A 23,916-nucleotide genomic window follows, 5' to 3' on the forward strand; every position below is an offset into this window, starting at 1 on the left:
CCACATCGAAGGAGACCCACGACGATGACCCGTATCCCCGAGCCCACCGCCACACCCGACGGACCCGCCTACGAGGGCCGGCTGCTCGATCGCCCCACCGAGGAGGTCGTCGACCAGGGTGCAGGATTCGATATCACCACCCTCGTGACCCGCCGCCGCGTTCTTGCCCTCGTCGGCGCGGGCGCGGGCGCGTTCGCCCTGGCTGCCTGCTCGAGCACGTCGAGCTCTGGAAGTACCACCGCCACAACGGCAACCGCGTCGAGCACCACGACCGCTGCCACGAGCGAGATCCCCGACGAGACCAACGGCCCCTACCCGGCCGACGGCTCGAACGGCGTCAACGTGCTCGAAGAATCGGGCATCGTTCGCCGCGACATCACCTCCAGCCTCGACGGCGGCACCACCGTCACCGGAGTGCCCCTCTCGCTCAGCCTCACTCTCACCGACATGGCGAACGACAATCGCCCCTTCGAGAACGCCGCCGTGTACATGTGGCAATGCGATGCGGCAGGCCTGTATTCGATGTACTCCGAAGGGGTCGAGGACGAGACGTACCTGCGCGGCATTCAAGCTGCCGACGCCAACGGCACCGCCACCTTCGACACCATCGTCCCCGGTTGCTACAGCGGCCGCTGGACCCACATCCACTTCGAGGTCTATCCCGACGCGGCCTCGGCGACCACCGCAGACAATGCCATCGCCACCTCCCAGATCGCATTTCCACAGGACATGCTCGACGCGATCTACCAGCTCGACACCTACCCGGGATCGGCGCAGAACCTCGCCCAGCTCGGCAGCCTCGACAACGACAATGTGTTCGGCGACGGCTACGACCTGCAGATGGGATCGTTCTCGGGCGACCCCACCGCGGGCTACGTCGGATCGCTCGCCGTCGCCATCGACACCACCACCGAACCCACCGCCGGCGCAGCCCCATCCGGCGGCGGCGGAGCCAACGGCGGACAACCCCCGGCAGGCGGCCCACCCGCCGGCATCGCACCCACCAACTGATCACAAACCTCACACCATCGAAGGAATCACCATGTTGCACAACCTCACCGGCTGGCACGCTCTCATCGTCCTCGCCATCCTGCTGCTCGTGTTCGGCTCCACCAAGCTCCCCTCACTCGCCAAGGGCGTCGGCCAGTCGTTGCGAATCCTGAAAGACGAAGTGCGCGAGGAGAAGAAGTCCGCAACACGTGACGACACGACGGCACCGGTGTTCGCCGACGCTGCGTCCACGCCGGTTCCGTACCGACACACGTCATGAGCACAGCCACCGCCGCGCCGGGAGTGATGCCTCTTGCGGGGCATGCGCGCGAGGCACGTCGTCGCGCGATACGCGCGGCGGTGTCGCTGCTCGTCGGCATTGCAATCGGATTCGCTCTCTCCGATCAGATCCTCGACATCCTGCGTGCACCCGTCGAAGAGCTCGCCCTCACTCGCCAGGCCAGCCTCAACTTCGAAACCGTCACCGGCGCTTTCGATCTCGAACTGAAGATCGCGCTGTTCACCGGCGTGATCGTCTCGTCACCCGTATGGCTGCGCGAGATCTTCGCCTACCTCACCCCCGGCATGACGCGTCGGGAAAAGAAGTACGTGTACGGATTCTCCGCCGCCGCAGCCCCGCTGTTCGTCGCCGGCTGCGTGTTCGGGTTCGCCATCTTCCCCCGCATGGTCAGCGTCCTCGCCGGCTTCTCCTCCGACCAGGACAGCACCATCCTCAACGCCTCGTACTACGTCGACTTCGTCATGAAGATCGTGCTGGCCACCGGCATCGCCTTCGTCCTCCCGGCCCTACTGGTGATGCTCAACTGCCTCGGCATCCTCTCCGCACGCAGGCTACGCAGCAGCTGGCGCATCAGCGTCGTCGCCATCGCACTGTTCAGTGCACTCGTCACGCCCGCCGCCGACGTCCTGTCGATGTTCCTCGTCGCAGTTCCGATGGCAACACTGTTCGGAGCAGCAATCGTCATCACCGAAGTACACGACAGACGCGCCCTGACATCACCGAAACCGGAGCTCACCTCATGTTCGGCCTGACCTTCGAAAAACTGTTCCTGGTCGCGATCATCGCCGGGTTCGTCCTCGGCCCCTCCCGACTACCCGGATACGCCCACCAACTCACTCGCGCCGTCCGCACCGTGCGCCACTTCGTCGACACCACCCGCACCGCCGCCGAAGCAGACATGGGTGTTCCGCTCCGACGCTCCGAATGGGAATCGATGAACCTGCGGCAGTACGACCCTCGCCGCATCGTCCACGACGCACTGCGTGACACCGAACCCCTGCGTGACACCGATCCCCCATCGGAACAGGTGCTCGCCGAAGCAGCCCGCGTACGACCCGGCCAGAAATACCTCATCACCGGGCCGTCGTCGCATCCCCGACGCATCCTCATCGACTCACTACCCCAGGACGATCCCCGTCGCATCGCCGCACAACGGCAGCCCGAAGCCGCTACTTCGAGTACCGGTCCTGATCCGACAACGTCAGATGACAACCGGTTCGAGCGGAGATGACACCGGCCTCGAGGGTCCCGAGACCGAACTGCACCTTGTCGTCGCCGACCATCAGCACATCGTGGTTTCCCGGACCATCGGCTCGCACCTGCAGCTCGGTTGCCCCGACGCGCGCAGCAATGTCCTGTACCCGCGAGAGTGCTTGCGGCCATGCGTCGTCGGGGATCGGTCCATCGAACACGACGTTGCGTAGCGTCAGGGCCGAGGCGCTGCTCGGGTCACCGGGAACGGCCTCGCATGAAATCCTTCGCTCGTCGCGGTTGCGAAACCACGTCAGGTTCGGCACCACGCCGACAACGGCGTCCGCCATCTCGATCACCAGCGGTTCGAGGCGCGCAAGTTCCTCTTCTGCAGTGCCTTTCGCATACAACGCGTCCTTGATCGCTGCAACGTCCTGATCATTCACCGTCGGCTCCTCGACATCGGTACTGCATCCGGCGACGAGACCGGCCATTGCCAGCGCCATCACGGCGACGCGAATCATTGCGCTTCTCACTGCATCACCAGATCCGGTCTTCCGATTCCGATGACCGCGAGGTTGTATCCCGACGTTCGTAGCATGCCATTGTCCCCTGATCTGGTGTATTCGGAATGACCCGATGCTCCGTCACGCAGCATTCCGTCTGCGCTGACGCCGGCGTCGGACGAGAGTTGTTGGTAATTGTTGTTGTACGGTCCGGCTTCGAAGGGTGAGAGTGGGCCGAGGTGGCCCGCCCACGTGACCGGATCGGAGTCGGCGTCCATCGCCCACACGTGCTCGTACGGCATTCCCATCGACGATGTGCCGGCCGCGTTCAAGCCGGGTGAGCCGTAGAACACGGCATTGTCCACCACCTCGGAACCGCCTTGCTGCAAGGCTTCCGAGGTGGTCAACGATCCGTAGGAGTGCCCGAACGCGCTGATGTGCGGATTACCGACCGTGGACGCCGCGTCGAGGCCCTGATAGTACGACGCCAGCGTGGCACCTGCCTGCGTCGCGATGTCGTCGGACATCACGTCGGTGTATCCGTCGGCTGCGTCGAACAGACCCGGACGACCCTGCCCCAGCGGTGGTTCGTAGCCGATCCAAGCGATGGTGGCGACGCTCTCGTCGGGGCGACCCGCGCGGTCGAGTTGAGTCGTCATCTCGGTGTTGAGCAGATCCGCCTCGCTCACCATCGACGTCAGAGATCCGTTCACCGTCGTGTTCAGCCCGGGAGTGGTGACGGTGACGTGGTCGGCCGTATCGGGGTTGCCGATAGCGATTGCGGCAAGGGCTCTTTCGTGATTGTTCACGTCGTACACCGTCAGCAATGCATCGGGGTGATCGCGGAGCGTCCGGTCGATGGCGTCGAGACTGGCGAGCTTGTTCTGCACCAGCTTCAGGCCTGCGTCGTCGTTGGAGAACAGCCCGCCTCCGATGCTGTCGTCCACCTTGGCCCGAAGCTCTGCTTCGAGTTTCTGCAGTTGCTCGCGATCGCCGGGAATCTGACCGATGTTCGCTTCACTGCGCGCGGCCGACGGGATGCCGTCGAGATTGCCGATGACAGTGGGATGTTCGGCGATCATCTCGGCGCGCTGCACCTGCGGCAGAGCATCCCAGTACGCGTCGATCTGCTGCGGACTCGCACCCTCCGGTGGGTACGGTGCGGAGAGCTCGCCCAACCGGGAGCCCGCATCGAGACTCGAGGTCAGGTCGGTTCCGCCGGGCGGCAGCGTCCCGGCTGCGATGCTCGAAAGTACCTGTGCACCATCGGAATCGATATCGGCGGCCTGCATCACGATCGCATGCGCACCGTCGTGCAACTCTCGTTTGATCTGCTCGCGAGCGGCGAGGGCCACAGGGTCGGTCGGCAGCACGGCGAACGACGCGTCGATCACGGAGCAGTCTGCGGCGATGAGCATCAGATTGCCTGTGGCCGTGGCCCGCAGCGCGGCGAGTTGCGTTTTGAGGTGGGCGACGGCATCGGCAGTCCGCCGGGCGAGTGTTCGACACGCACCGAGTTCGACGGCTTCTCGGTTCACTTCGTCCTGGGTCATCCCGTATGCGCCGCGGGCGGTGGCGGCGGCCTCACCGTTCCAACCGGGCAACGTCGACAGGTGTGCCAGATCCGCCTGAACAGTGGTCAGTGCGTCCACTCGCGTGGTGAGCGAGGATTCGGTTGCTTCGAGCGCGCCGATGTCCCAGTTGTCGATCGCGGTCAGATCCATGGCTCCCCCCAGCACCTCGCCTGTCCCCACAGGCCCCGAACATTAGATCATTCGCGTCCGGGCGAGTGTGGGTCTACAACCGCAAACCCGAATCCGACGGGCCTGCCGATGCCGCGTCCACGACGTTGCTCTGCGTCAGATCGTCGGCCTGTTCGTAGCCGTGAGCTGCACTCGCCAGGCCCGATGCCAGGTTCTCGCAGGCATCCGCGAGTGCGCGGCGACGCACCGCGAGTTCGTCGACAAACCCCACGAATGCCGGACGCGATCTCGGACCCCAACCCTGCCCGCATCCCGCCATCGCGTCCTCGGTGGCTCTGAGCCGCTGATCGGCGTCGTCGGCCACAGAGCGGGTGTTCGACGCGGCCGCCCATAGCACCGCAGGATCGACTGTTACCTCATCGGTCATGACTCCCCCATCATGTCCGGGCCCACAGTACAGACGGCAGGCGAGATACTCGCGGTCCGTACGAGTGCGGGCAAACAGTCCCTGCGACCGTTCGTGCGTCGAAACCGGTATCGCGGCCCGACTGAAACCATCAATCAGCCAAACATGTTGCTATGAGCCATAATTGACGCATCGGTTCCCACCTGCGGCAACGCCCGGAGTACTACCGTCACAGCATGACAAACACCAGGTCGCTGGCGCGGACGATCGGCGTCGCAGCTGCCGCACTCGTCATCCCGCTCGTCCTCGGTTCGACTGTCGTGGCATCGTCGTCTCCGATGACTCCGCGAACTCAACAGATCTCTTCGGCACCACTGCGTCTGGGCATCATCAATCCCAACGGCCCGTCCGCCACCTGGGAGTTGGAGCAGATCGAATCCGTCCTCGGTGAGCGTGCGTCGCTCGCGGTGATCTACAAGGACTTCGCACAGCCCGCTCCGATCGCCGAGCTCGACGCCGCCGATGCACGCGGGTCGACGACTCTCCTCACGTGGGAGCCCTGGGCAGCGGGTGCGGGCGTCGTACAGCCCGAGTTTCAGTCCTCGGACGTCACCTCGGGTCGGTACGACGCCTACATCACCGAATGGGCTCGGTCGCTGGCAAATTGGGGGAAGCCGGTGATGCTTCGGTATGCGCACGAGATGAACGGCAATTGGTATCCGTGGGCAGATCGGGTCAACGGCAACACCGACGGTGATTACGTGCGTGCCTATCGCCATGTCCACGATCTGTTCACCGCAGCCGGTGCCGTCAACGTCGAGTGGGTGTGGAATCCCAACGTGCCCAACGCGGTTCCCATGTCGGTGGTCTATCCGGGCAGCCAGTACGTCGACGTGGTGGGGCTCGACGGCTACAACTGGGGAACCAGTCAGTCGTGGAGCGCATGGCAGACCCCGGATCAGTTGTTCGGCGACGGGCTGACGCAGGTGCGGGCACTCGCCCCGGGCAAGCCCATCGTCGTCGGCGAGGTCGCGTCTGCCGAGGCCGGTGGGTCAAAGCCCGCCTGGATCACCCGGTTGATCGAGTACCTGGCCGCGCAACCGGACGTCACCGGGTTCCTGTGGTTCCACATGGACAAGGAAGTGGACTGGCGCATCGACAGCAGTCCCGCCTCCGCCGCAGCCATGGCATCGGCTCTCGCCGCGCGTCCCAGAAGCTGAGCGCCCAGAAACTGACTACCAAGCAGACAGTGCGGCCGATGCTGCGTCGAGTGCGGCCGGCGAGCTGTCCAGACGCCAGTTCGCCTCGCCCTCTTTGTCGAAATCGAACCACAGCACTCCGGTGACCGAGGTCGTGTCCAGGTACTCGAACAGGTCGGTGATCCAGGCGGGCTTGTCGCCCAACTGGTCTCCGGTTCCGGTTTCGTAGATCCAGACCGGCTTGCCCGGCGCAACTGCATTCGCTGTCTGGAGCGCCCCGCCGAAGACCTCGTCCGGCGTCTGCCAGAACGTCGCCTCGCCGCCTCCGTTGTATCCGTCGATGCCGATCAGATCGACGTACATGTCGCCGGGGTACGACGCCTCGGCGGCGGGCAACCCTTCCGCTCGGCCACTACTGGCATCGAAGGACCACACCCATTGCACCTTGTTGGCACCGGTGCGCATGAATATGTCGTGAACGCGTCGGTAGGCGTCGAGGTAGTCATCAGCGGTACTTCGCGAACCGTCGACAGACCACGGATACCACGATCCGTTCATTTCGTGCGCAAAACGAATCTGCATGGGCTGATCGAATTGTGCTGCCGCGTCGGCCCATTGGGTGATGTAGGCATCGAACTCCCCCGCCGCGATACGGGACGTCGAATAGCCGTCCTGATACTCGCCCGCGTTCGGATCCCACGGCTCCCAGGTGACGGCGGGAATCGCGCCTCGGTTGTGGATCTCGTAGAGCGTGTCCACCGGTAGCGGACGCTGCCACGCCCACGCCTCGAAGAAGTTGACCACCTCGGGCTCTCGCCCCAGCTCCGCACCGGTGGCGAAAGCCGATTTCACTCCGGCATTTTCGCCGTCCGAGGACAAACCGAACGTGCGCTCCGGGCGATCGGGCGCTGAGGAGCAACCTCCGACCGCGACGGACAGCACAGTGATGAGCGTGAGCAACGAGGTCCGGAAACGGGTCATAAGGGGTCCCAGATTAGATCAAACGACGGACAGTTTGAAAACGGCGCCCTAAGCAATCTCGAGGTATGTTTTGGTGGTCGGGGGACACCAGGTCAATGACGACCTCATTCCATCTTCACTGCCGCGCTCGTGAGCCGATTGGTCGTCATGACGTCTATCTTCCAGAGCCATACCGTGCGCTTCTCCCCACCGGATTCCGACGAACTGCCCTCTCCACCAACGGATATCGAACGCGACTCGTACCTGCAGAGCGAGCACCGCTGGATTCCGTTGGCGTCGAGTTTCGGTGGCTTCCTCACCACGGTCAGCCTGCTGTACCTGGTGCAGGGGCAGGCGTGGGCAATTCCGTTGCTCGTTCCACTCGCCATCACGACGGCGGCGATGGTCCTCTCACTGCTGACCTCCGTGCAGCCGCGCCGCGACACTTTGGCCGGCCACCGAGAGCGAGTACGTGCGTATCGGCCCGTGCACTACCCGAGCGTCGATGTGTTCCTGCCGAGCGCGGGAGAAGACATCACTGTGTTGCACAACACTTTCTGGCATGTGAGTCAGCTCCAGTGGAGTGGCGAGCTGACCGTCTACGTGCTCGACGATTCCGATCGGGACAGCGTTCGCGAACTGGCCGACGCCTTCGGCTACGAGTATCGCGTCCGGCCCAATCGCGGATATCTGAAGAAGGCAGGCAACCTGCGATTCGGGTTCGACGAGTCCAGCGGAGACTTCATCACGATTCTCGACGCAGATTTCGTACCGCGGCCGGACTATCTGCATCAACTCATGCCGTACACCACCGAAGAAGACGTGGCCATCGTGCAGAGTCCGCAGTACTTCGACACCACGCTGCGGATGAAGTGGATGGAGTACTCGGCAGGGGCGACGCAGGTGTTGTTCTACCGCTGGATTCAGGCGGCGCGTGATCGCAGCGATGCGTCGATCTGCGTCGGTACCTGCGCGGTCTATCGGCGCAGCGCACTCGAGGTCGGCGGCGGCTTCTCGGCCATCGAACACAGCGAGGACGTCTACACCGGTGTCGATCTCATGCGCGTCGGATACCGAACTCGCTACGTACCGGTGGTCGTATCCAAGGGACTGTGCCCGGAGACGCTCGATCAGTTCTCCAATCAGCAGTACCGCTGGGCGAACGGGTCGATGAGCCTGCTCAAGTCTCGCGACTTCCATGCGGTGAAATTCTCACTGCGCCAACGCCTGTGCTTCTGGTCGGGCTTCATGTACTACATCGACACGGCGATCAACATCTATGCCATTGCGCTGCCGCCGATTCTGATGGCCTTCCTCGCCCCCGAGGACGTGTCCATCAACAACTACCTGTTCGTGTTCCTGGCCATGGTGGTGCGCATCGCCATCGTCCCCGTCGTCACCATGGGCCGCGAGAGCGCCATCGGACTCGACCGCGTGCAGACGTTCTATTCCTACATCCACTCCGTGGCGGTGTTCGACGTCATCCGGGGTCGCACGGACGCGTGGCAGGCGACGGGAATCAAGACCCGCTCCACCACCGCTCTGCGCGTCAAACGTCTGATGACCACGTGGCTCATACTCGTCCAGGTCGCGATGTGGATCGGCATCTTCTGGCGGGCTCCCGAGTACGGCTGGTCGAACTACGCACCGATGATCGGGTTCGCCGTCTTCAACCTCGTCGTGGTCTATCCACTGATGTTCTGGCGTACCGAATTCCCCACACTCCTCGATCCGATGACGTTGCGGCGAAAGCTGTTTCGCTCGGAGATCTCGACCTTCGTGCACCAGATGCCACCCGATCGCTCCACACGGCGCACATCCTCGACGCCCCGGAGTTGGCTGACGTCGTCGTGGCCGTGGCTGGTTCTGATGTGCGCGGTGTCCTCGGCTCTGTCGCTTCGGCCCGGTTCCAACACCACGGCCTTCCAGGACGAGGGCCTCTACGTGTTCGTCGGACACCGGATGATCGAGCACATCACCGACGGCGTCAACGTCACCGAATATCCGGGTGCCTACTTCTCAGGTGCCCCAGGCCTGTTCCCGATCCTCGCTGCGGCGGCCGATTCCGTCGGCGGCCTCGAGGCGGCACGCATGGTCAGCATGGTGTTCGTCTGGGTGGCGATCGTCGCGACGTACGGCGTGGGCAGCCAGCTCTTCGGCCGGCTCGCGGGCCTGCTCGGTGCCGCGGTCTTCCTGCTGTGCGGCTCGGTGATCTTCCTGTCTCACATGGCGACCTTCGATGCGATGGCCATGAGCCTGGTCGCCGTCGCACTGTGGCTCACAGTGCGCAGTGCGCAACAGGATTCACTGCTCTGGGCTCCGATCATCGGAGCGGTACTGGCTCTGGCCTTCCTCACCAAGTACGCCACGGCGGTCTACCTTCCCGGTATCGCCGTGATCGGAATGTTGCTGACGTGGAACAGGATTCGATGGGGAGCCGTTCGGCAGGCCTTGTTGATGGTGTTGTCCGCCGTCGCGGTGTCCTTCTTCGTTCTGGTGTTTTGGGCCCAGGATCTGGTGCCCGGCATCGTCTCGACCACCACCAACCGCACACCGATCTCTCCGGCCTCGGCGTCGCTGCTGCTCACCAACGCTGCGATGTGGATCGGGGTGATTCTGATCCTGGCGGTGTTCGGGGCCGCCCTCCAGTGGCGTCGCTGGACGCTGGTCCTGACGTTGTTGGTGTTCAGCGTCATCGGGCCTGCGCAGCAAATTCGCATCGGCGAGGAAACGTCGCTGTCCAAACACGTCGCATTCGGCATGGTGTTCGCGGCCCCACTGGCCGGGTACTTGCTCGCCTGGTTCATCGCTCGCTCGAAGTGGTTCGGGGTTCCGTTCGCGGCCGCTGCACTGTCGATGCAGCTGGTGCTGGGCTGGACTCAATCGCAGGAGTTCCTCACCTCGTGGGTCGACGACACCGCGGTGGTCGAGGCCCTGCGTGAGGAGATCGCCGTCTCGCCGAACAAAGCCATCCTCGGCGAGGAGCCGTCGGCGCAGCGCTACGCCCTGCGCGGTGAGGTGGAACCGATTTTGTGGACCGACACGTTCAGCCTCAACTACGGAAACAAGAACGGCATGGACGCCTACCGCGAAGCGATCGACCAATCACATTTCGGGACGATCTACTTGAGTCTGAACACCGACAACGGACGATCGATCAATCAGTATCTGACCACCGGAGACACGCCGTATCGCTTGTCGAACAAGGTGCCCTTCACGCGGCACGGCGAGTTCGCGGGCTACTACCTGATCTGGACCCCGAAGGTGTTGGCGCGATGACCATCACCTACCCGGACGTCCTGGTGTGCGTCCCGACCTACAACGAGTCCGCCAATCTGGTTCCACTGGTGCGTCGGGCATTGGATTCCGTTGCCGGTGCCACCATTCTCGTCATCGACGATTCCAGTCCCGACGGCACCGGGGACATCGCGGACGCACTGGCGGCGGAGCATCCCGACGTGCGAGTTCTGCATCGCCCCGCCAAATCGGGTCTGGCCACCGCCTACCTCGATGCGTTCCGATACGGCCTCGAGAACGGATTCACTCGACTGGTGGAGATGGACGCCGACGGCAGTCACCCTCCCGAACGGTTGCCGGCGATGATCGCGGCCTCCCACGCTCCGGAGGTCGGCCTCGTCATCGGATCCCGCTACGTACCCGGCGGGCGCACCGAGGGTTGGCCGCTGAGTCGCAAGATCCTCTCCAAAGCCGGAAACACCTACGTACGACTGCTCACGCCGTTGACGGTGCGAGACGCCACCGCGGGATATCGAGTGTTCACCGCCGATGCGCTTCGAGTGATGGATCTCGATTCCGTCACCTCGCGCGGGTACAGCTTCCAGATCGAAATGGCATTGCTGGTGGCCGATACCGGAAAGAAGATCAGCGAAGTTCCCATCACTTTCCGCGAACGCGAGTCCGGCACGAGCAAGATGAGCCGCGCCGTCGTCGTCGAAGCACTGTGGAAAACGACGATCTGGGGATGGCGACAGAGATCGTCGCAGCCCACGGCACGCACCGCTGAATCCGAAAGCCGATAACCGTACGAACACATACCTGGCGGTTAGAGCGGCGAAAGAAGAACGATGAGTAACACATTCGTGCATGATGTAGCCCATGACTACCAGCGTCGTAGCTGCTACCGAGTCGGGTGTGACGTCGATACAGGTATGGACCTTGATCGTCGTCGTCATCGCTGCGCTCGGTGCCGCGTGGGCGGCGATGAGTGTCCGACGGGTCGGCGCGAACGAGGATGTGATGTCGCGGGAGTTGGCGGCGTTGCACACCTCCGTCGATCGTCAGGTGCGCCAGTCCAGCGACAACGACTCGTGGAACCGCGACCAGGTGACCGCGCGATACCAGGAATTACTCTTCGCGCTCTCCAACGTCGATCGGGTTGTGGCCGAGGAGATTTCGGCAGCGGTGGTCTCGACGCCGGTCGGTGACCTGAAAGCTGCGACGCGGGCCTTGGACAAGGCATACGACCAGCTGAATCTGGCGCTCACTGCTGCACTGGTGGTCGCGCGCAGACGGGTCCATCCGTTGGCGTTGGAGTTGTCGACGGGCATCGATCGTCGGGTGTTCGCTCCGCTGGCTCCCGAAACCGGAATCCCTGCTCCGGCACACGAACGTCTGCAGAGCGAGCACGCGTACATCACCAGGATGCACTCGTTGCTGCTGAAGGCGATGCGCGCCGATCTGGGTCTGCTCGATCCCAGCGCCGAAGCAACACTGATCTTCACGACCAAGGAAGTGGAATCGGGCAAGCAGGCGGATCGATCGACGGCAGCCGGCCGCAGTGCCGTGCAGCTGATCAATCTGCTCGAGGATTTCGGTGTGATGCCGTTGCTCGGGGCGGAGGACGACTTCGTGATGTCCGACGCGTTGGTGATCCAATGCGAAGAGCTCTACAGCGCAGTGAGTCCGACCTTTCAGGCGGTACTGCGCCACATCGGCGACGAAATCCATCTCGCGATCAGGCCCGACCTCACCGACGATCGTCTCGAGGAAATCTACGAAATCGCGGTACGACTGGTCGAAGCCGGATTGCGCGGAAACATCCACCGCAGAGACGGATTGGACGGCAGCAGCCTGTTTCTGATCGATCCGACCCACAAGGCGGGAATGGATCGGGTGTAGTTCCGAACTACCGTGCGTTCCCACGCGAGCGGTGGCGGACCAGCATCAACGCAGTTCCGATGAGCAACCCCACCGCAGCACCCCACGCGAGTAAGGCGACGGTGTTCGGGCTGATCGGTGCATCCGGTACCTCGGCCACACTGCGCACCTTCAACGTCACCGATGGGGGCTCGCCATCCCCGGGGGCCTCCAGGTCCGCAACTACTGCACGCAGTTCAGTGGCCATGGTGTTCGCGATGTCTCGCGCGAGCTCCGGCGAGGTATCGGTGGCGACGATATCGAATACCACGGTCTCCGGCGAGTAGGTCATCGTCACCTTGTCGGCCAACTCCGCCGGTGTGAGATCGAGCGCGAGGTCGGCGATTACTTTCGATGTCAGCAACTGGTTCGTCACCAATTCCGCATACGCCGGAATCGCCTGTACCGAGTAGAGGTTGCCCACATACGTATCAGAGCTGTACGTCGACCCCGAGGTGGAGAGAAACATCTGAGTGCGAGATTCGTACACCGGTGTCACCAGCAAGGTGATTCCGAACGCCGTCGCCATCGACAGCGCGATGGATACGGCGACGACGCGCCAGCCCGCGATCACGATCTTCCCGAAACTACGCACCCACATCCCGAGCCCTCTCCCCCTTCCCGTCTCGCGTCACTCTATGGAACTCCTCGACGCACCGACCAGGCCTGCCTGGACACCCCCTGACGTCGTTCAGTCGAATGAACTTTCGCCCTGGAATCGGCTGGCTCGGTCGCGGTGCATATCTCGTGTTATGCGCCCCAATTCAGCCACTGCGCTACTCGACGTGACCGGCCGAAGATCTACGAACATCTCTCTGAAAATGGGCGCATAACGTTTGTCGAGTGCCTCTTCGCTGCGGCACATAACACCCGAATGCGCTGTAACCGAACGATTCTCATGGCGTGCGCAGGGTGTAGCTTCGGCCTGGACGGCAGTCATGCTCGCTGCGATGACCCTTGCAGGGGTTGTCATCGGCGCGAGTGGACGGACCAAGCGGGATTCTGAGCGATCGTAATGTTCACGATCGCCCAGCGCTTACTTCCTCAGACCGGGGTTCTCGACGCCATTTCTGGGCACGTCGCCCGGTGCCTCGGGGCGACGTGCCCGAGAGTGCGGCGCAGTGGTGGGGGATGCGGTACGTGCAGCTGCGCTCGGTGCAGCTGATGCAGTCTGGATCGATCCGTGCACTGACGCCGGCTGCGGCGAAGCAGGTGCCGCGGCTGGGGTTGGGGGAGCAACCGGAGGAGCCGGCGGTGCAACCGGGGCCTGCGGCGCGGGAACCGGCGGTGCCGTCTGCCGCGGCAAGCTGGTGTCGGCCGAGTAGTTGTACGAATAGCTGTACATATCGCCCTTCTTCGAAGGTGTCAATGCCAGCACCACCCCCAGGACGTGCGCGCCGATGGTTTCGAGATTGCCGATGGCTCTGGACAATTCGTTGCTCTTGGTATGCCCGTAGCGAGTTACCAGAAGAGCGCCGTCACTGTGGGTGGTGAGAACGGCCGAGTCGGTGACCGGCAACAGCGGAGCGCCGTCGACGATGACGTAGTCGAACTTGGAGCGAAGCTCGACCATCAGTGCGCGAGATGCTTCCGAACCCAGCAGCTCGGACGGGTTGGGCGGCAGCGGGCCGGACGCCAAGGCCTGGAGACCCTCGTACCTGGTCGGCTGCAGCACCTCGTCCACCTTGGCCTGTCCGGCGAGGACGGTGCTCAGACCGACCGAACCGATGAGACCCATGTATTTCGAGATGCGGGGACGACGCAGATCTCCCTCGACGAGAACGACGTGGTGTCCGGCCTCGGCGAGCGCGACGGCCAGATTCACCGCTGTGGTCGTCTTGCCCTCGCTGGGAATTGCACTGGTGACGACGATGACGCGCGGAGGATGGTCGACTTCGAGGAACTGCAGGTTCGTGCGGAGCTCGCGGAAAGCCTCCGCGCTGGACGACTGCGCCAAGTCCTGGAAGTCGACAGCCGGATGCGTCTTGCGTTCCTTGTCGAACGGAATGGTGCCGACCAAAGCTTTGCCGGAGATCGCCTCGATCTCTCGACGGTCCTTGATGGTGTTGTCCAGACGATCACGCAGCACTGCAAGTGCGATACCGAGCAAGAGGCCAACGGCGGCACCGAGGGCGAGGTTTCGCTTGGTGTTCGGGCTGACCGGCGATGTGGATGCGTCGGCCTCCTGGAATGTCTTGACGCCCGCCGACGGAGTGCCGCCGTCTTCTGGGGTCTCCAAATCGCGTACCTGCGTGGTCAACTCCGATGCCATCGCATTGGCGATGTCGCGAGCCTGCGCCGGGGACGAGTCGGTGACGGTGATGTCGAACAGAACGGTGTCGGGAGTCGATGATGCCGTGACCTTTGCAGCCAGCTGCGACGGGGTCAGACCGAGCGGCAGAACTTCGAGAACTCGGGCAGCGAGAGCCTCACTGGTCACCAACTCCGAGTACGAGGCCACACGCTGCTGAGAGAACAAGTTGCCCTGGTACGTCTCACTGACCGAAGTGCCACCGGACGTGGAGACGAACATTCTGGCGCTCGACTCGTACAGCGGCGTCGTCAGCAGGGACGCAGCCAATGCCCCCAGGATCGCTACGATCACGGTGACGGCGATGATGATCCATCGCGCCTTCAGGATCTTCAGATAATCCTGTATCTCCATGCTTCGAGCTCCTCGTTCGTTTTGTCCAGCGCGCAACGTGTTACTGCGTGGCTCAATCGTTACATAGCTGATTGTTTTCCGTGCACCGGATGAGCCTGGGCGCAGGACAAGTCAATTCCTTCGAGCGATAAACGAACACAATCAAGCGATTGCCCCGTTGTTAGGTGTCACTACATCAGCCGCACCCGATTACGGCATCCAAACCACACTGTTGGACTTCGGCCCGTCTTTTGGATTCGACCCGCTGGACAGGGACAGTAGTCAGAGATGCAGCTCCCGCAACAACCGAGGTGATTTTCGACACTCATCGGACTGATCGTCGACCCTAAGTACTCGTGAGGCCGGATCCGCCGGGACCGTCGGATCGGTACACCAATCCGCTCTCGAACGCGCTGACACCTGGCCACCCAACCGGCCTCGTTCGGATCGTCTCGCGACATACGGCCGTCCGTGAAACTCCCCGAAGTGGGCACAAACCAAGCCTAGCGATTTCAAAGAAAGTTCGGACCGGCTCGTGTGGATGTCAGCACGCTTCCTTGCACAGTCCTGGAATGGCGTCGACACACCGAGCCCCAGACCCTCAGCCGAAAGTTTTTCTTGTACAGGGCTATTCAGGTACTCCAATAATCGCGCAATAATCCGTTGCTGTATAAACATCGCGATCGACAAAGCACTGCCGACAAAGTACGGGGATCGAGGAGCAACTTACATGTTTCGGGCCCGGTGGCGGCAATCATGGCTCGTAAGGATTGCGGCGGCGCAGCCGGACACCGTTGTGTACCCGCTGGCCGGAACGACTACGAGGTCAGCACCGCAATCGTCGTTGGAGCGGTTGAATCGTCGCTCTTCGACGCGATCAAGGCGGTGACACCTGATGCAGACCTGAATCTGCAGCCACACAGATTTGGGATTCAGCCGATCCGCCACCGGACGTCACAACGCTGATCAGGTGGGTGAACGGTGCGGCTCGCCGAGCTAGAACGCCTCGCCGCTGTCGATCGCCGATTCCCACCCTGCCGGGCTCAAGAACTGGAGGCGATCCACATCGGCAAAGGCCGGGTTGGTGCGGCGCGCGAGGACCGTCTTACTTGCCGCCGATGGCGTGGCGCATGCGGAGATCGCTCGACGCTTCTCGATCTCACGGCAAGCGGTGATCGCTCGGCGCGCCCTGTCCGAACAGTTCGGCGTCAACGGGCTCTTAGACGAGGAGCGAACATGACCGCCATCGCACTCTCGACCGTAAAAATCTAATCTGGGTCACACTGGAATCACACCGAGCGAAGTACGGCGTAAGCACTGAAGCTCGAGCTTGCTCGCCGAACGTCTGCAGATCGGGCACGCCACCGTGGCACGAGTGGGGCGTGATCACTGGGTTCAGCCCTTGCGCAGTCAGACATTCAAATTCTCGACCGCCCGCAATTGGTCGCAAAAGTCACGGACATCGTCGGCCTGTATATCTCGAACCACCGGAGAACGCGATCGTGTTGTGTGCAGAAGAGAAGTCGCAGATGTCGGGCCTAGGGTCGCACTAAACCGACACTGCCGATGCAGATCGGCATCCCCGAGAGAAACCGACGACTACGTCCTCAACGGCACGACCACACTGTTCGCTGTACTTGAGGTCTTCACCGACAAGGTCACCGGGATGTGCAAGCCTCGTGCCCGACATCAGAAGTTTCTTATGCCCTAACACGCGTCGCAAAGGCGTATCCGGCTCAGGAACTACACCCGGCGATAGACAATTACGCCAAACACCAGAAGCAGAATGTACGAGACTCACTCGCCGACAATGCTCGCATCACAGCGCATTTCGGTCCCATATGGGCAACATGGATGAACCTCGTGGAGGTCTGGTTCGATATCGTCGAACGGGAACCTTCCGCAACGTCCGCGACCTCACCGCCAACATGCACACGTTCATCAAGGGCTGAAACCCACACGCTCAACCGTTCCTCTGGAATAAGACTGCAAAGCCAATCCTCAAAATTCCGATCGGCCACCACTTCAAACGCGGCCAACTAGGAGTCGAGTCTCTTAATTACCTTTGCAGGGATTCCACCAACCATAACATTAGCCTCGACATCTCTGGAGACCACCGATCCGGCCGCTACAATTGCGCCGCGTCCTACAGTTACCCCAGCAAGAAGGACGGCACGGGCACCTATCCAGACCCCATCTTCAACTGTTATTGGCGACAGCTCCGAGGTACCGGCCCGGCACCTGGGATCGCGCCAGTCATGACTACTCGTCAAAAATAGGACATCTGGACCCACCCCGACCCGAGACCCAATAGTAACTGGAGCTCGGTTGTCAAAAAGACAACGATAATTAATAGTCGAGTTACGTCCCACTGACAACAGTCTGGTTCGAATGATAACGCCGGGGGAAACCCTAGACCTTATCGGAATGCTTACACCTACCAGCTTAAGAACTAGGATTCTAATTCGACTTGGAACCAAGTGGCCAGCACACAAAGCGTTCACCATCGAAAAAAGAACATCAACAACTAACGATCTCAAGGTAGCGCTCATTTTTCATCGCCATTTGCAAGCAAAGTCAGTTTCGGCTCTAGACTGGAAGAAATCAGCGCCCGCAATCGACCAACTGGATCAACAGAGTCCAACTCGAAAACACGATCGGCCTGCTCAGACAACCCGCCCACATCTGACGCAATCGAAGAAACACCAAATTGCGATGCAAGGGCGAGTACCGCACTTTGACTCGCTACTGCGTATGGGCAGACTATTAAGTCGCTAATCCGCATCAGGCCTTGAAAGTCACTGATATCTAGATATCTACTCTCGACAACAAGCGTGTGAATAGATGCCAACCTAAACGCATGTATGGAATCTAACGCACCCTTATCTTGCCCAGCGAAGACTAAAGTGCACGCGAAGTCCAAACCGTTAACAGCTTCAAGTAGCATTCTCGGATTCTTGTCAGACCTCAGCTGGCCAACAAAGAGAATAACAGGTCTTAGATCAGACTCAAGCTCCAACCGCCATCGCTCACGCACCTGCGACGAAACATCCACCGTGAACATAAAGAGCCTTCGCTTAATCACGGCCTTAGCAAAGGGGAATTTCGGCGCTTCAGAGTCTACGAAGACAACCAACTCGTTACACAACCTCGATGACAGACGCTGCGCCCAAACCTCAAGCCGTCCACCCGCCCTTGAGAAACTGTTATGGGGGACCCAGGTGACCTTATTTCTCAACAATCTGGGTATAGCTATGAGAAGAACAAACACATACTTGCCGAAAAGTCCCTGAACCTCCCATCCCTGACTGGTCGACGCCACCCGGATAACATGAGGGATCAATCGGAGCATCACCCACATCAATGAGACGACGGCCCGAAACACATGGGGACCACCTCGCTGGTATCGCATGCAGAAGCAGTAGGAAACTCCATCAATTTCAGGCGCGGCCTCGCAGTCCTTTGCGGTGTGCACAACCACTCGGTCATACTCGCGGTAGGCACCTTGCTGAATTCCGCCAAGTACACTTTGATACACGCCCCCCTGACCGCCCGGCTCAATAATGTTAAGAGAACGCAACTCCCCTACCTTTCATAGCATCTTTCATCGAGACCTCCGGGCACCTGTGGATGTTCGCAGCGTTAGCGCAATACGTTTCGGATTTTCAACACCGGTCCGACTTTTCCCCGAAATCGCAGTCGACGCAGCGCTCTTTGCTTCCCATGAAACCACACATTTGACCAGCACAACCGGAATTACCAGAACCAATCCGTAGTAGATATCAAACGAGGACCCACCAATTAGGAAGCGGAACACTACGACCAAAAGGATGCACAACCAAAAAGACGAGTAATATTTGGCAATCAAGGCGGCAAAAATCAAAGAAATCAGAAACAATGACAGCACCGCCATAGCGTAACTACCCCACACCAAGTTGAAATAGCCAACCGGGGATAGGAACTGCCCGCTTGACTGATATCCGAGATACTTGGTGCTGACATCGACTCCTATTGCATTTGGCTTGTCGGTCCAAATCGAGCGTGGTATGAAGGTTGTTATGGCCAAAGCAAGGTCCGACGGGCGGGGCAGTTCATACTGAGCTATCGCTGATGAAAATCGGTAGCCATCCAGCGAGTCGACACCTGATTGGTAAATACCAATCAGCGGGTTGCCGAATGTATCTGACAGGACGTCGGAAAAAGACAGACCTAGGTTTCGTGTGATATTAGCTCTCATTGTTGACATAAACGAACCCAGCAGCGCTACCGCAGCTAGCAAAATCAACAGTGCCGCAGACCTTCGGCCCGAAAATCCACTTCTTCGTATTGATATTTCCGAGGCAATGTAGGCCAAAAATAGGACGACCAAGGGACTGCGGACGTTCGCCAAAACTAGAACTGTCGTCCCACCGATCAGTATCGCGAAGTAGAGCTTGCTTTGAAAACATCTAAAATACACTAATAGTGCGAGACCACTCACGAGACATGTTCGGAGCATAGTCTGGATACCTTGGCCGCCCAACCCCCGGCTTTCAAGACCGGGCGCAGGTAAAACAATTGTCGAAACGAAGCCAACCAAAATCAATATTATCGCAATTGTCCGCGCATTCGACCACTGAATGTCCACTTTGAGACGGGAATCAAGACCAAAATCGGCACTTTTCTGGTGGTATTTCTTGTGGCGGATCTCCAGCCACCAAATCACCAAAATTTCCGCCAGGACAATCACCCCGAGCTCGAGCGACCACCTAAACGCCAAACTAGCAAACTCAGCTGAAGTCGGCGGTGCCAAAAATCCGGCGGTCTGAAGCTTGCTTTCTAGCGTGCCTCGTTCCTGGAGATACGCGGGAATCCACATGCAGAACCCATAAATAAACAAGGCCGCAGCCGACAAAACCGACCTCTCAAGGCTACCTGACCTAAATCCCGAAACTACTCGGATGATCGCGACCGCTGACACTAATAGAAATAGTAGATGTCCTGCCATCTCCCACCTCGCTTCTCTTCTCCGCCACTAGACTGAATGCCGGATAACTCGAACCACACCATCCAAATACATTTCGGCCATATGCGCCGCACCAAACCTTCCTGGAAGCAACGAAAGCCGCTCAGCCGGACTACCTGCCGACTCAGAAACCGCCTGCTGCCAACCCTTTGCAACTGCGGCGGGCGTGGTGTCGACAATTGACACACACTTCTGTAAGTCTACCGGAACATTGCATCCCCGGCTCGTAACCACCGATAGCCCGCTGGCCAATGCTTCAAGTAGGGACAGCGGTAGTCCCTCCACTCGCATAGTCGGGAATACGAGAATATCAGCGGCGGATAGGTAAGTCGATACACTGACTGTGTCAAGATGGCCAACGAAATGGACACGGTCTGACACTCCTGCGTCACGCGCGAGCCGTTCAAGGGAAACGAGCTCACCACCATCACCAGTCACAATCAGAACATGGTGACTGCTGCCCGGCTGAGCCAAAGAAAGTATAGCTTTGTCCACACCCTTCTGCGAATGCAAACGACTCAGTGTGATCCCGACACTTACGCCTTCATCTATACCAAGTTGACGTCTGAGACTCGCTCGGGCATTGAGATCAAATTTAAATCGGTCAACGTCAACACCATTACTTATTACTACCAAACGACTTTTTGATACCGTATACGGAAAGTTCAAAAGTTGTTTGGAAACTTCATCTGATACCGCCCAAACTTCACGAAACGCTTTGTACGCAAGCACTTCACGTACAATGCGCGCACAGTTTAACGCTACCTTCGCGTATTCGCGCAGTCCACCGGTCCTGAGGGAAGACTTAACTTCGGCCAGCGCTGTACCGTGACACTGGGCAACGTGAGTTAGAGATGAATTACCAAGCAGGAATGCGCTGCCAGCAGAGCTGATACTGACAACTATGTCAGGTTTCCAGAGGTGAGCTTGGCTGTGCCGGAATGAACCAAGCCACCACCGCATCGAGTACTTGCCGGGCCTTGCTCCTCGAATTAGCCATGCGTTCTCGAACACCTGCATCATGTCTTGTCGGACGATTCCGGGGGTCGTCAATAACGACACGCGGTGACCGGAAAGTGTCAAAAGAGTTGCGAGGCTCTGTAGAGACACCTCCATCCCCCCTCCATTCCCGTGGCCGAGCGATATTCGGGAGATCAGCAGCACTCTAGCCATTACTGATTCGCTCTCTTCTTCCATATCCAGCATATGGCAATCGTGGCCACAAACAGGGTACCAAGCTGACTGATCAACGATATCTTGGCTGCAACAATGCTGCTCATCTCTTCCCACTCCCACCAGAACAGGACTGCCGTAAGGACTGCTCCAGTAAGAGGAATTAACGACGACACCAGGGGATGCCCTTTCCCTGCGATCAAGGATATAGCGGAAACTGTCAGTATCGTATATACCGACGAAATTGCCAAAATCTGCACAGACAGGACGCTTTCGCGAAAGTCTTCTCCGAAAACTAGAGGCACAATTGAAGGTGACAGAAGGGCCGCGGCACCGCAACTCAGTACACCTGCAACCAAATACAATCGAACGTCCAGAAAGCTTTCCCGGAGTGACTTCCCTGAAGCAGAAGTTTGTAGGAGGTTTCGTGCTGCAAGCGTACCAAAAACAACTGGTACCTCTGCCACAGTTACGGCAACAGCGTAATAGCCAAGTTCGACTGATGTGGTGGCGGCGGGGAGAACGACTTGGTCCAGTCGACTACTTGCCACGACGGCGACGGTGCCGATTGACGCACTCGCAGAGTACTTCCAAACAGCGCGAACAGACGGTGATACTTCAACTTCTTTCGTCAAGCTTCGACGGGGAACGTAGAGCAGGGCAGCCGCAATTACGAATGCGGTCAGGGATGCAATGGCGTATGGCCCGGCGACAGTAATCCCCGCAATTGCCACTCCGCACACTGCGACAAAGCGAAGAACAGCGAACAAACCGCGTTCCCAGTCAAGTTTGCGCCAATTTCCAACACCTTGCCAGTAAGCCCTGAGGATCTGGACAAAGGCTGACGCGATTACTGCGGACCACGTGAACCAGAGCAACACTAAATTGACGCCTTGGTTTGCGCTCACTACGGTTGCATACCAGGCCATGACCAGGTAGGTAATCGTTGAAATTGGCGCACACAACAACAGCCCCAACTTGAGTGTGCGTTTCCGGTCAAACTTTTTTGCTATGAAGTAGGTGACAGCAGTTGGAATTCCTACGCTGGCAACTGCCGAGGCAACGGAGATCGGTTGCATTATTGCTGCGAACTGGCCGCGTCCATCTGGTCCGAGGGAACGAGCAAGGATTGGTCCACTAAGCAGTCCTAGGACAGGTCCCATACTGTAGGCGATTACCCCGCGTAGGCGCCCCAGATTTTCGGAATTCCCGAGTTTTCCGAAAATTTTGGGGGAGGATATTCTGCTCCGAATCATTTGACCGTGCGCTCAGTGGAACGCCACCCACCACTGGAGCGCCTCACTCTAGACTCTGCCTGATTCTTGCTTGTTCGGCTCATAGCCGAGCAGCGTTGCTGCATCAAAAATGCGCTGTGTCCATGAGTAGGGTTGCGCACTCCTCGCCCGTTCGGTTGCCGCATCTTCGGTGAACCCCTCGTAGGCCTCTTTGACAGTTGCGACGAAATCCACCCGTTGAACGACACTCAGACCGTCGATCTTTTTTTCTCGCAGGCTTGGCAATGGGGTACTGACAACCTGCAAACCTGCTGAAAGGTACTCGTATACCTTCATCGGAAATACTCCGTCTGTGTACGAATTGATGTTGTATGGGATGAGGCCAACCGTCGAATTTGCGACTTCTCTCGCAAGATCATCAAGTGCCAAATTTCCGAGATAAGTAACTTCGGGCAGGTCAAACAGCTCCGTAAACTCTTTATCCGAATCTATTCCGTCAATGGAAAGTGGGCCCGCTAGCGCCAATTCCATCCCTTCTGACGCAATACCCTTGAGCAGCTCCACATCAACCTTCGTCGGAGTCAAGTTTCCTGCGAATATTGCTCGATTTTTTCGATCGGTTCGGGAGCTACCAAAAAGTTCGACGGACGCTACGTTTTCCCACAGACGATGTGTCGCACCTCCCAAATCTTTCAAATGTTGCGCCACGCCAATACTACTCGCGACAACGAAGTCCGAATCCGCGATAAGCAACTTCTCCGATTCGACTAGTGCACGTTTCGGTACCCCGGGAATTTCATGGAGTAAGTCCACAGAGTGGTAAACGACCAAGGATGCTTCCGATTCGAGGCGGTAGGTTATGGGAGAAAAAGTCCAAAATATGTATTCGCCCAGATCCCTAAGCTTGGCACGCACTGTATGGTTGATAATTTGCTGATTGATCCACCGAACGCAGCGGAATCTGTGAAGCGGAAGAATATGTGGCGTGATTATCTTAATCGGATACCGTGTTGAGTGACTCTTAGTTGGATCGTGTCCGGCCCTCCGCCGAGTATTAGTCGCCGACTTAATCTTCGAGAGCGCTCTCTTCAAATCAACTGGATTCACGCCTGGCTCACGTAAGCCAAATGATTCCACATAGTAGATGGGTGCGTAGTTCGCGAGTCCGAGGGCGAGGTGTTGCTTGTTGGTCCAGACTGCTGCATCAAAGTCAGCTGTAGAAAGGATCACAATGGGCACACTTCCACGGGCCGCTCGCTTGGAATTTGTGCTATACGGGCCGTTCACAACCGACCTCCCGCGGTTCCAAAATTGCCCCGACAAGCTGCAGTGGCCTGCGTCGGGATTTTAATCACGTGTTTTCCGTTCGTAGTTCGTCGAGGTCGCTGCGGACCATCATCTTCACCAGCTCCGGGAACCCGACCTTCGGTTTCCAGCCGAGGACAC

General features: G+C 59.5%; 21 protein-coding genes. 9 read left to right on the forward strand and 12 right to left on the reverse strand.

The window, feature by feature from the left end; translation table 11 throughout:
- Nucleotides 1-24 precede the first annotated feature (24 nt).
- Genes AB0366_RS04910 through AB0366_RS04925 form a run of 4 tightly spaced genes read left to right on the forward strand, consistent with a single transcriptional unit; the run spans nt 25 to nt 2,522 of the window.
- On the forward strand, nt 25-1,011 hold the full coding sequence (locus AB0366_RS04910) for an intradiol ring-cleavage dioxygenase (protein ID WP_366242927.1): 987 nt from the start codon (nt 25-27) through the stop codon (nt 1,009-1,011).
- A gap of 31 nt (nt 1,012-1,042) precedes the next feature.
- Entirely contained in the window at nt 1,043-1,270 is a 228-nt protein-coding gene (locus AB0366_RS04915) for a twin-arginine translocase TatA/TatE family subunit (RefSeq protein WP_366242928.1), read from the forward strand.
- Nucleotides 1,267-2,043: a twin-arginine translocase subunit TatC gene (gene tatC, locus AB0366_RS04920; RefSeq protein WP_366242929.1), complete on the forward strand. Its 777-nt coding sequence runs from the start codon at nt 1,267-1,269 to the stop codon at nt 2,041-2,043. Before AB0366_RS04915 ends, tatC begins: the two co-directional genes overlap by 4 nt.
- Nucleotides 2,031-2,522 (forward strand): preprotein translocase, encoded by a 492-nt coding sequence (locus AB0366_RS04925; RefSeq protein WP_366242930.1) that lies wholly within the window; start codon nt 2,031-2,033, stop codon nt 2,520-2,522. Before tatC ends, AB0366_RS04925 begins: the two co-directional genes overlap by 13 nt.
- Here the strand turns inward: AB0366_RS04925 and AB0366_RS04930 are convergent.
- The 3 genes from AB0366_RS04930 to AB0366_RS04940 all read right to left on the reverse strand — a co-directional run bounded on the left by AB0366_RS04930 (nt 2,461) and on the right by AB0366_RS04940 (nt 5,118).
- On the reverse strand, nt 2,461-3,006 hold the full coding sequence (locus AB0366_RS04930; RefSeq protein ID WP_366242931.1) for an LppA family lipoprotein: 546 nt from the start codon (nt 3,004-3,006) through the stop codon (nt 2,461-2,463). The genes AB0366_RS04925 and AB0366_RS04930 overlap by 62 nt on opposite strands.
- Nucleotides 3,007-3,014: 8 nt before the next feature.
- Nucleotides 3,015-4,712, reverse strand: coding sequence for an alpha/beta hydrolase (locus AB0366_RS04935; protein ID WP_366242932.1), 1,698 nt, complete (start codon nt 4,710-4,712; stop codon nt 3,015-3,017).
- 73 nt (nt 4,713-4,785) lie between these two features.
- Nucleotides 4,786-5,118, reverse strand: coding sequence for a type VII secretion target (locus tag AB0366_RS04940; RefSeq protein WP_366242933.1), 333 nt, complete (start codon nt 5,116-5,118; stop codon nt 4,786-4,788).
- A 215-nt stretch (nt 5,119-5,333) separates the two neighbouring features.
- Between AB0366_RS04940 and AB0366_RS04945 the strand changes: the two genes are divergently transcribed.
- Nucleotides 5,334-6,317 (forward strand): glycosyl hydrolase, encoded by a 984-nt coding sequence (locus AB0366_RS04945; RefSeq protein ID WP_366242934.1) that lies wholly within the window; start codon nt 5,334-5,336, stop codon nt 6,315-6,317.
- A gap of 15 nt (nt 6,318-6,332) precedes the next feature.
- On the opposite strand, the gene AB0366_RS04950 is transcribed toward AB0366_RS04945, so the two are convergent.
- A complete protein-coding gene (locus AB0366_RS04950) occupies nt 6,333-7,277 on the reverse strand; it encodes a glycosyl hydrolase (RefSeq protein ID WP_366242935.1) in 945 nt (314 codons plus the stop codon).
- Between the two features lie 147 nt (nt 7,278-7,424).
- Between AB0366_RS04950 and AB0366_RS04955 the strand changes: the two genes are divergently transcribed.
- The 3 genes from AB0366_RS04955 to AB0366_RS04965 all read left to right on the forward strand — a co-directional run bounded on the left by AB0366_RS04955 (nt 7,425) and on the right by AB0366_RS04965 (nt 12,395).
- Nucleotides 7,425-10,535: a glycosyltransferase family 2 protein gene (locus AB0366_RS04955; RefSeq protein WP_366242936.1), complete on the forward strand. Its 3,111-nt coding sequence runs from the start codon at nt 7,425-7,427 to the stop codon at nt 10,533-10,535.
- Nucleotides 10,532-11,296: a polyprenol monophosphomannose synthase gene (locus tag AB0366_RS04960; protein ID WP_366242937.1), complete on the forward strand. Its 765-nt coding sequence runs from the start codon at nt 10,532-10,534 to the stop codon at nt 11,294-11,296. Before AB0366_RS04955 ends, AB0366_RS04960 begins: the two co-directional genes overlap by 4 nt.
- Nucleotides 11,297-11,372: 76 nt before the next feature.
- Entirely contained in the window at nt 11,373-12,395 is a 1,023-nt protein-coding gene (locus AB0366_RS04965; RefSeq protein ID WP_366242938.1) for a hypothetical protein, read from the forward strand.
- 7 nt (nt 12,396-12,402) lie between these two features.
- On the opposite strand, the gene AB0366_RS04970 is transcribed toward AB0366_RS04965, so the two are convergent.
- Together AB0366_RS04970 and AB0366_RS04975 are read right to left on the reverse strand one after the other, a co-directional pair.
- Nucleotides 12,403-13,014, reverse strand: coding sequence for a Wzz/FepE/Etk N-terminal domain-containing protein (locus tag AB0366_RS04970; protein ID WP_366242939.1), 612 nt, complete (start codon nt 13,012-13,014; stop codon nt 12,403-12,405).
- A gap of 435 nt (nt 13,015-13,449) precedes the next feature.
- Nucleotides 13,450-15,078: a polysaccharide biosynthesis tyrosine autokinase gene (locus tag AB0366_RS04975; RefSeq protein ID WP_366242940.1), complete on the reverse strand. Its 1,629-nt coding sequence runs from the start codon at nt 15,076-15,078 to the stop codon at nt 13,450-13,452.
- A 1,102-nt stretch (nt 15,079-16,180) separates the two neighbouring features.
- Between AB0366_RS04975 and AB0366_RS04980 the strand changes: the two genes are divergently transcribed.
- Complete coding sequence (locus AB0366_RS04980; protein ID WP_366242984.1) at nt 16,181-16,297, forward strand: hypothetical protein; 117 nt, start codon at nt 16,181-16,183, stop codon at nt 16,295-16,297.
- A gap of 799 nt (nt 16,298-17,096) precedes the next feature.
- Here AB0366_RS04980 and AB0366_RS04985 read toward each other — a convergent pair.
- The 6 genes from AB0366_RS04985 to AB0366_RS05010 form a co-directional block, all read right to left on the reverse strand.
- Nucleotides 17,097-17,609: a DapH/DapD/GlmU-related protein gene (locus tag AB0366_RS04985; protein ID WP_366242941.1), complete on the reverse strand. Its 513-nt coding sequence runs from the start codon at nt 17,607-17,609 to the stop codon at nt 17,097-17,099.
- Nucleotides 17,606-18,637, reverse strand: a complete 1,032-nt coding sequence (locus tag AB0366_RS04990) for a glycosyltransferase (protein ID WP_366242942.1) — start codon at nt 18,635-18,637, stop codon at nt 17,606-17,608. The genes AB0366_RS04985 and AB0366_RS04990 overlap by 4 nt, the downstream gene beginning before the upstream one ends.
- Before the next feature lie 24 nt (nt 18,638-18,661).
- Nucleotides 18,662-19,915, reverse strand: a complete 1,254-nt coding sequence (locus AB0366_RS04995) for a hypothetical protein (protein WP_366242943.1) — start codon at nt 19,913-19,915, stop codon at nt 18,662-18,664.
- Between the two features lie 156 nt (nt 19,916-20,071).
- Nucleotides 20,072-21,268, reverse strand: coding sequence for a glycosyltransferase family 4 protein (locus tag AB0366_RS05000; protein WP_366242944.1), 1,197 nt, complete (start codon nt 21,266-21,268; stop codon nt 20,072-20,074).
- A complete protein-coding gene (locus tag AB0366_RS05005) occupies nt 21,235-22,491 on the reverse strand; it encodes an oligosaccharide flippase family protein (RefSeq protein WP_366242945.1) in 1,257 nt (418 codons plus the stop codon). The genes AB0366_RS05000 and AB0366_RS05005 overlap by 34 nt, the downstream gene beginning before the upstream one ends.
- A gap of 48 nt (nt 22,492-22,539) precedes the next feature.
- Nucleotides 22,540-23,385: a glycosyltransferase gene (locus tag AB0366_RS05010; RefSeq protein WP_366242946.1), complete on the reverse strand. Its 846-nt coding sequence runs from the start codon at nt 23,383-23,385 to the stop codon at nt 22,540-22,542.
- Nucleotides 23,386-23,916: the final 531 nt, after the last annotated feature.

The sequence above is a fragment of the Rhodococcus sp. NPDC076796 genome (assembly GCF_040702765.1).
In the GTDB taxonomy this organism is placed as follows: domain Bacteria; phylum Actinomycetota; class Actinomycetes; order Mycobacteriales; family Mycobacteriaceae; genus Rhodococcoides.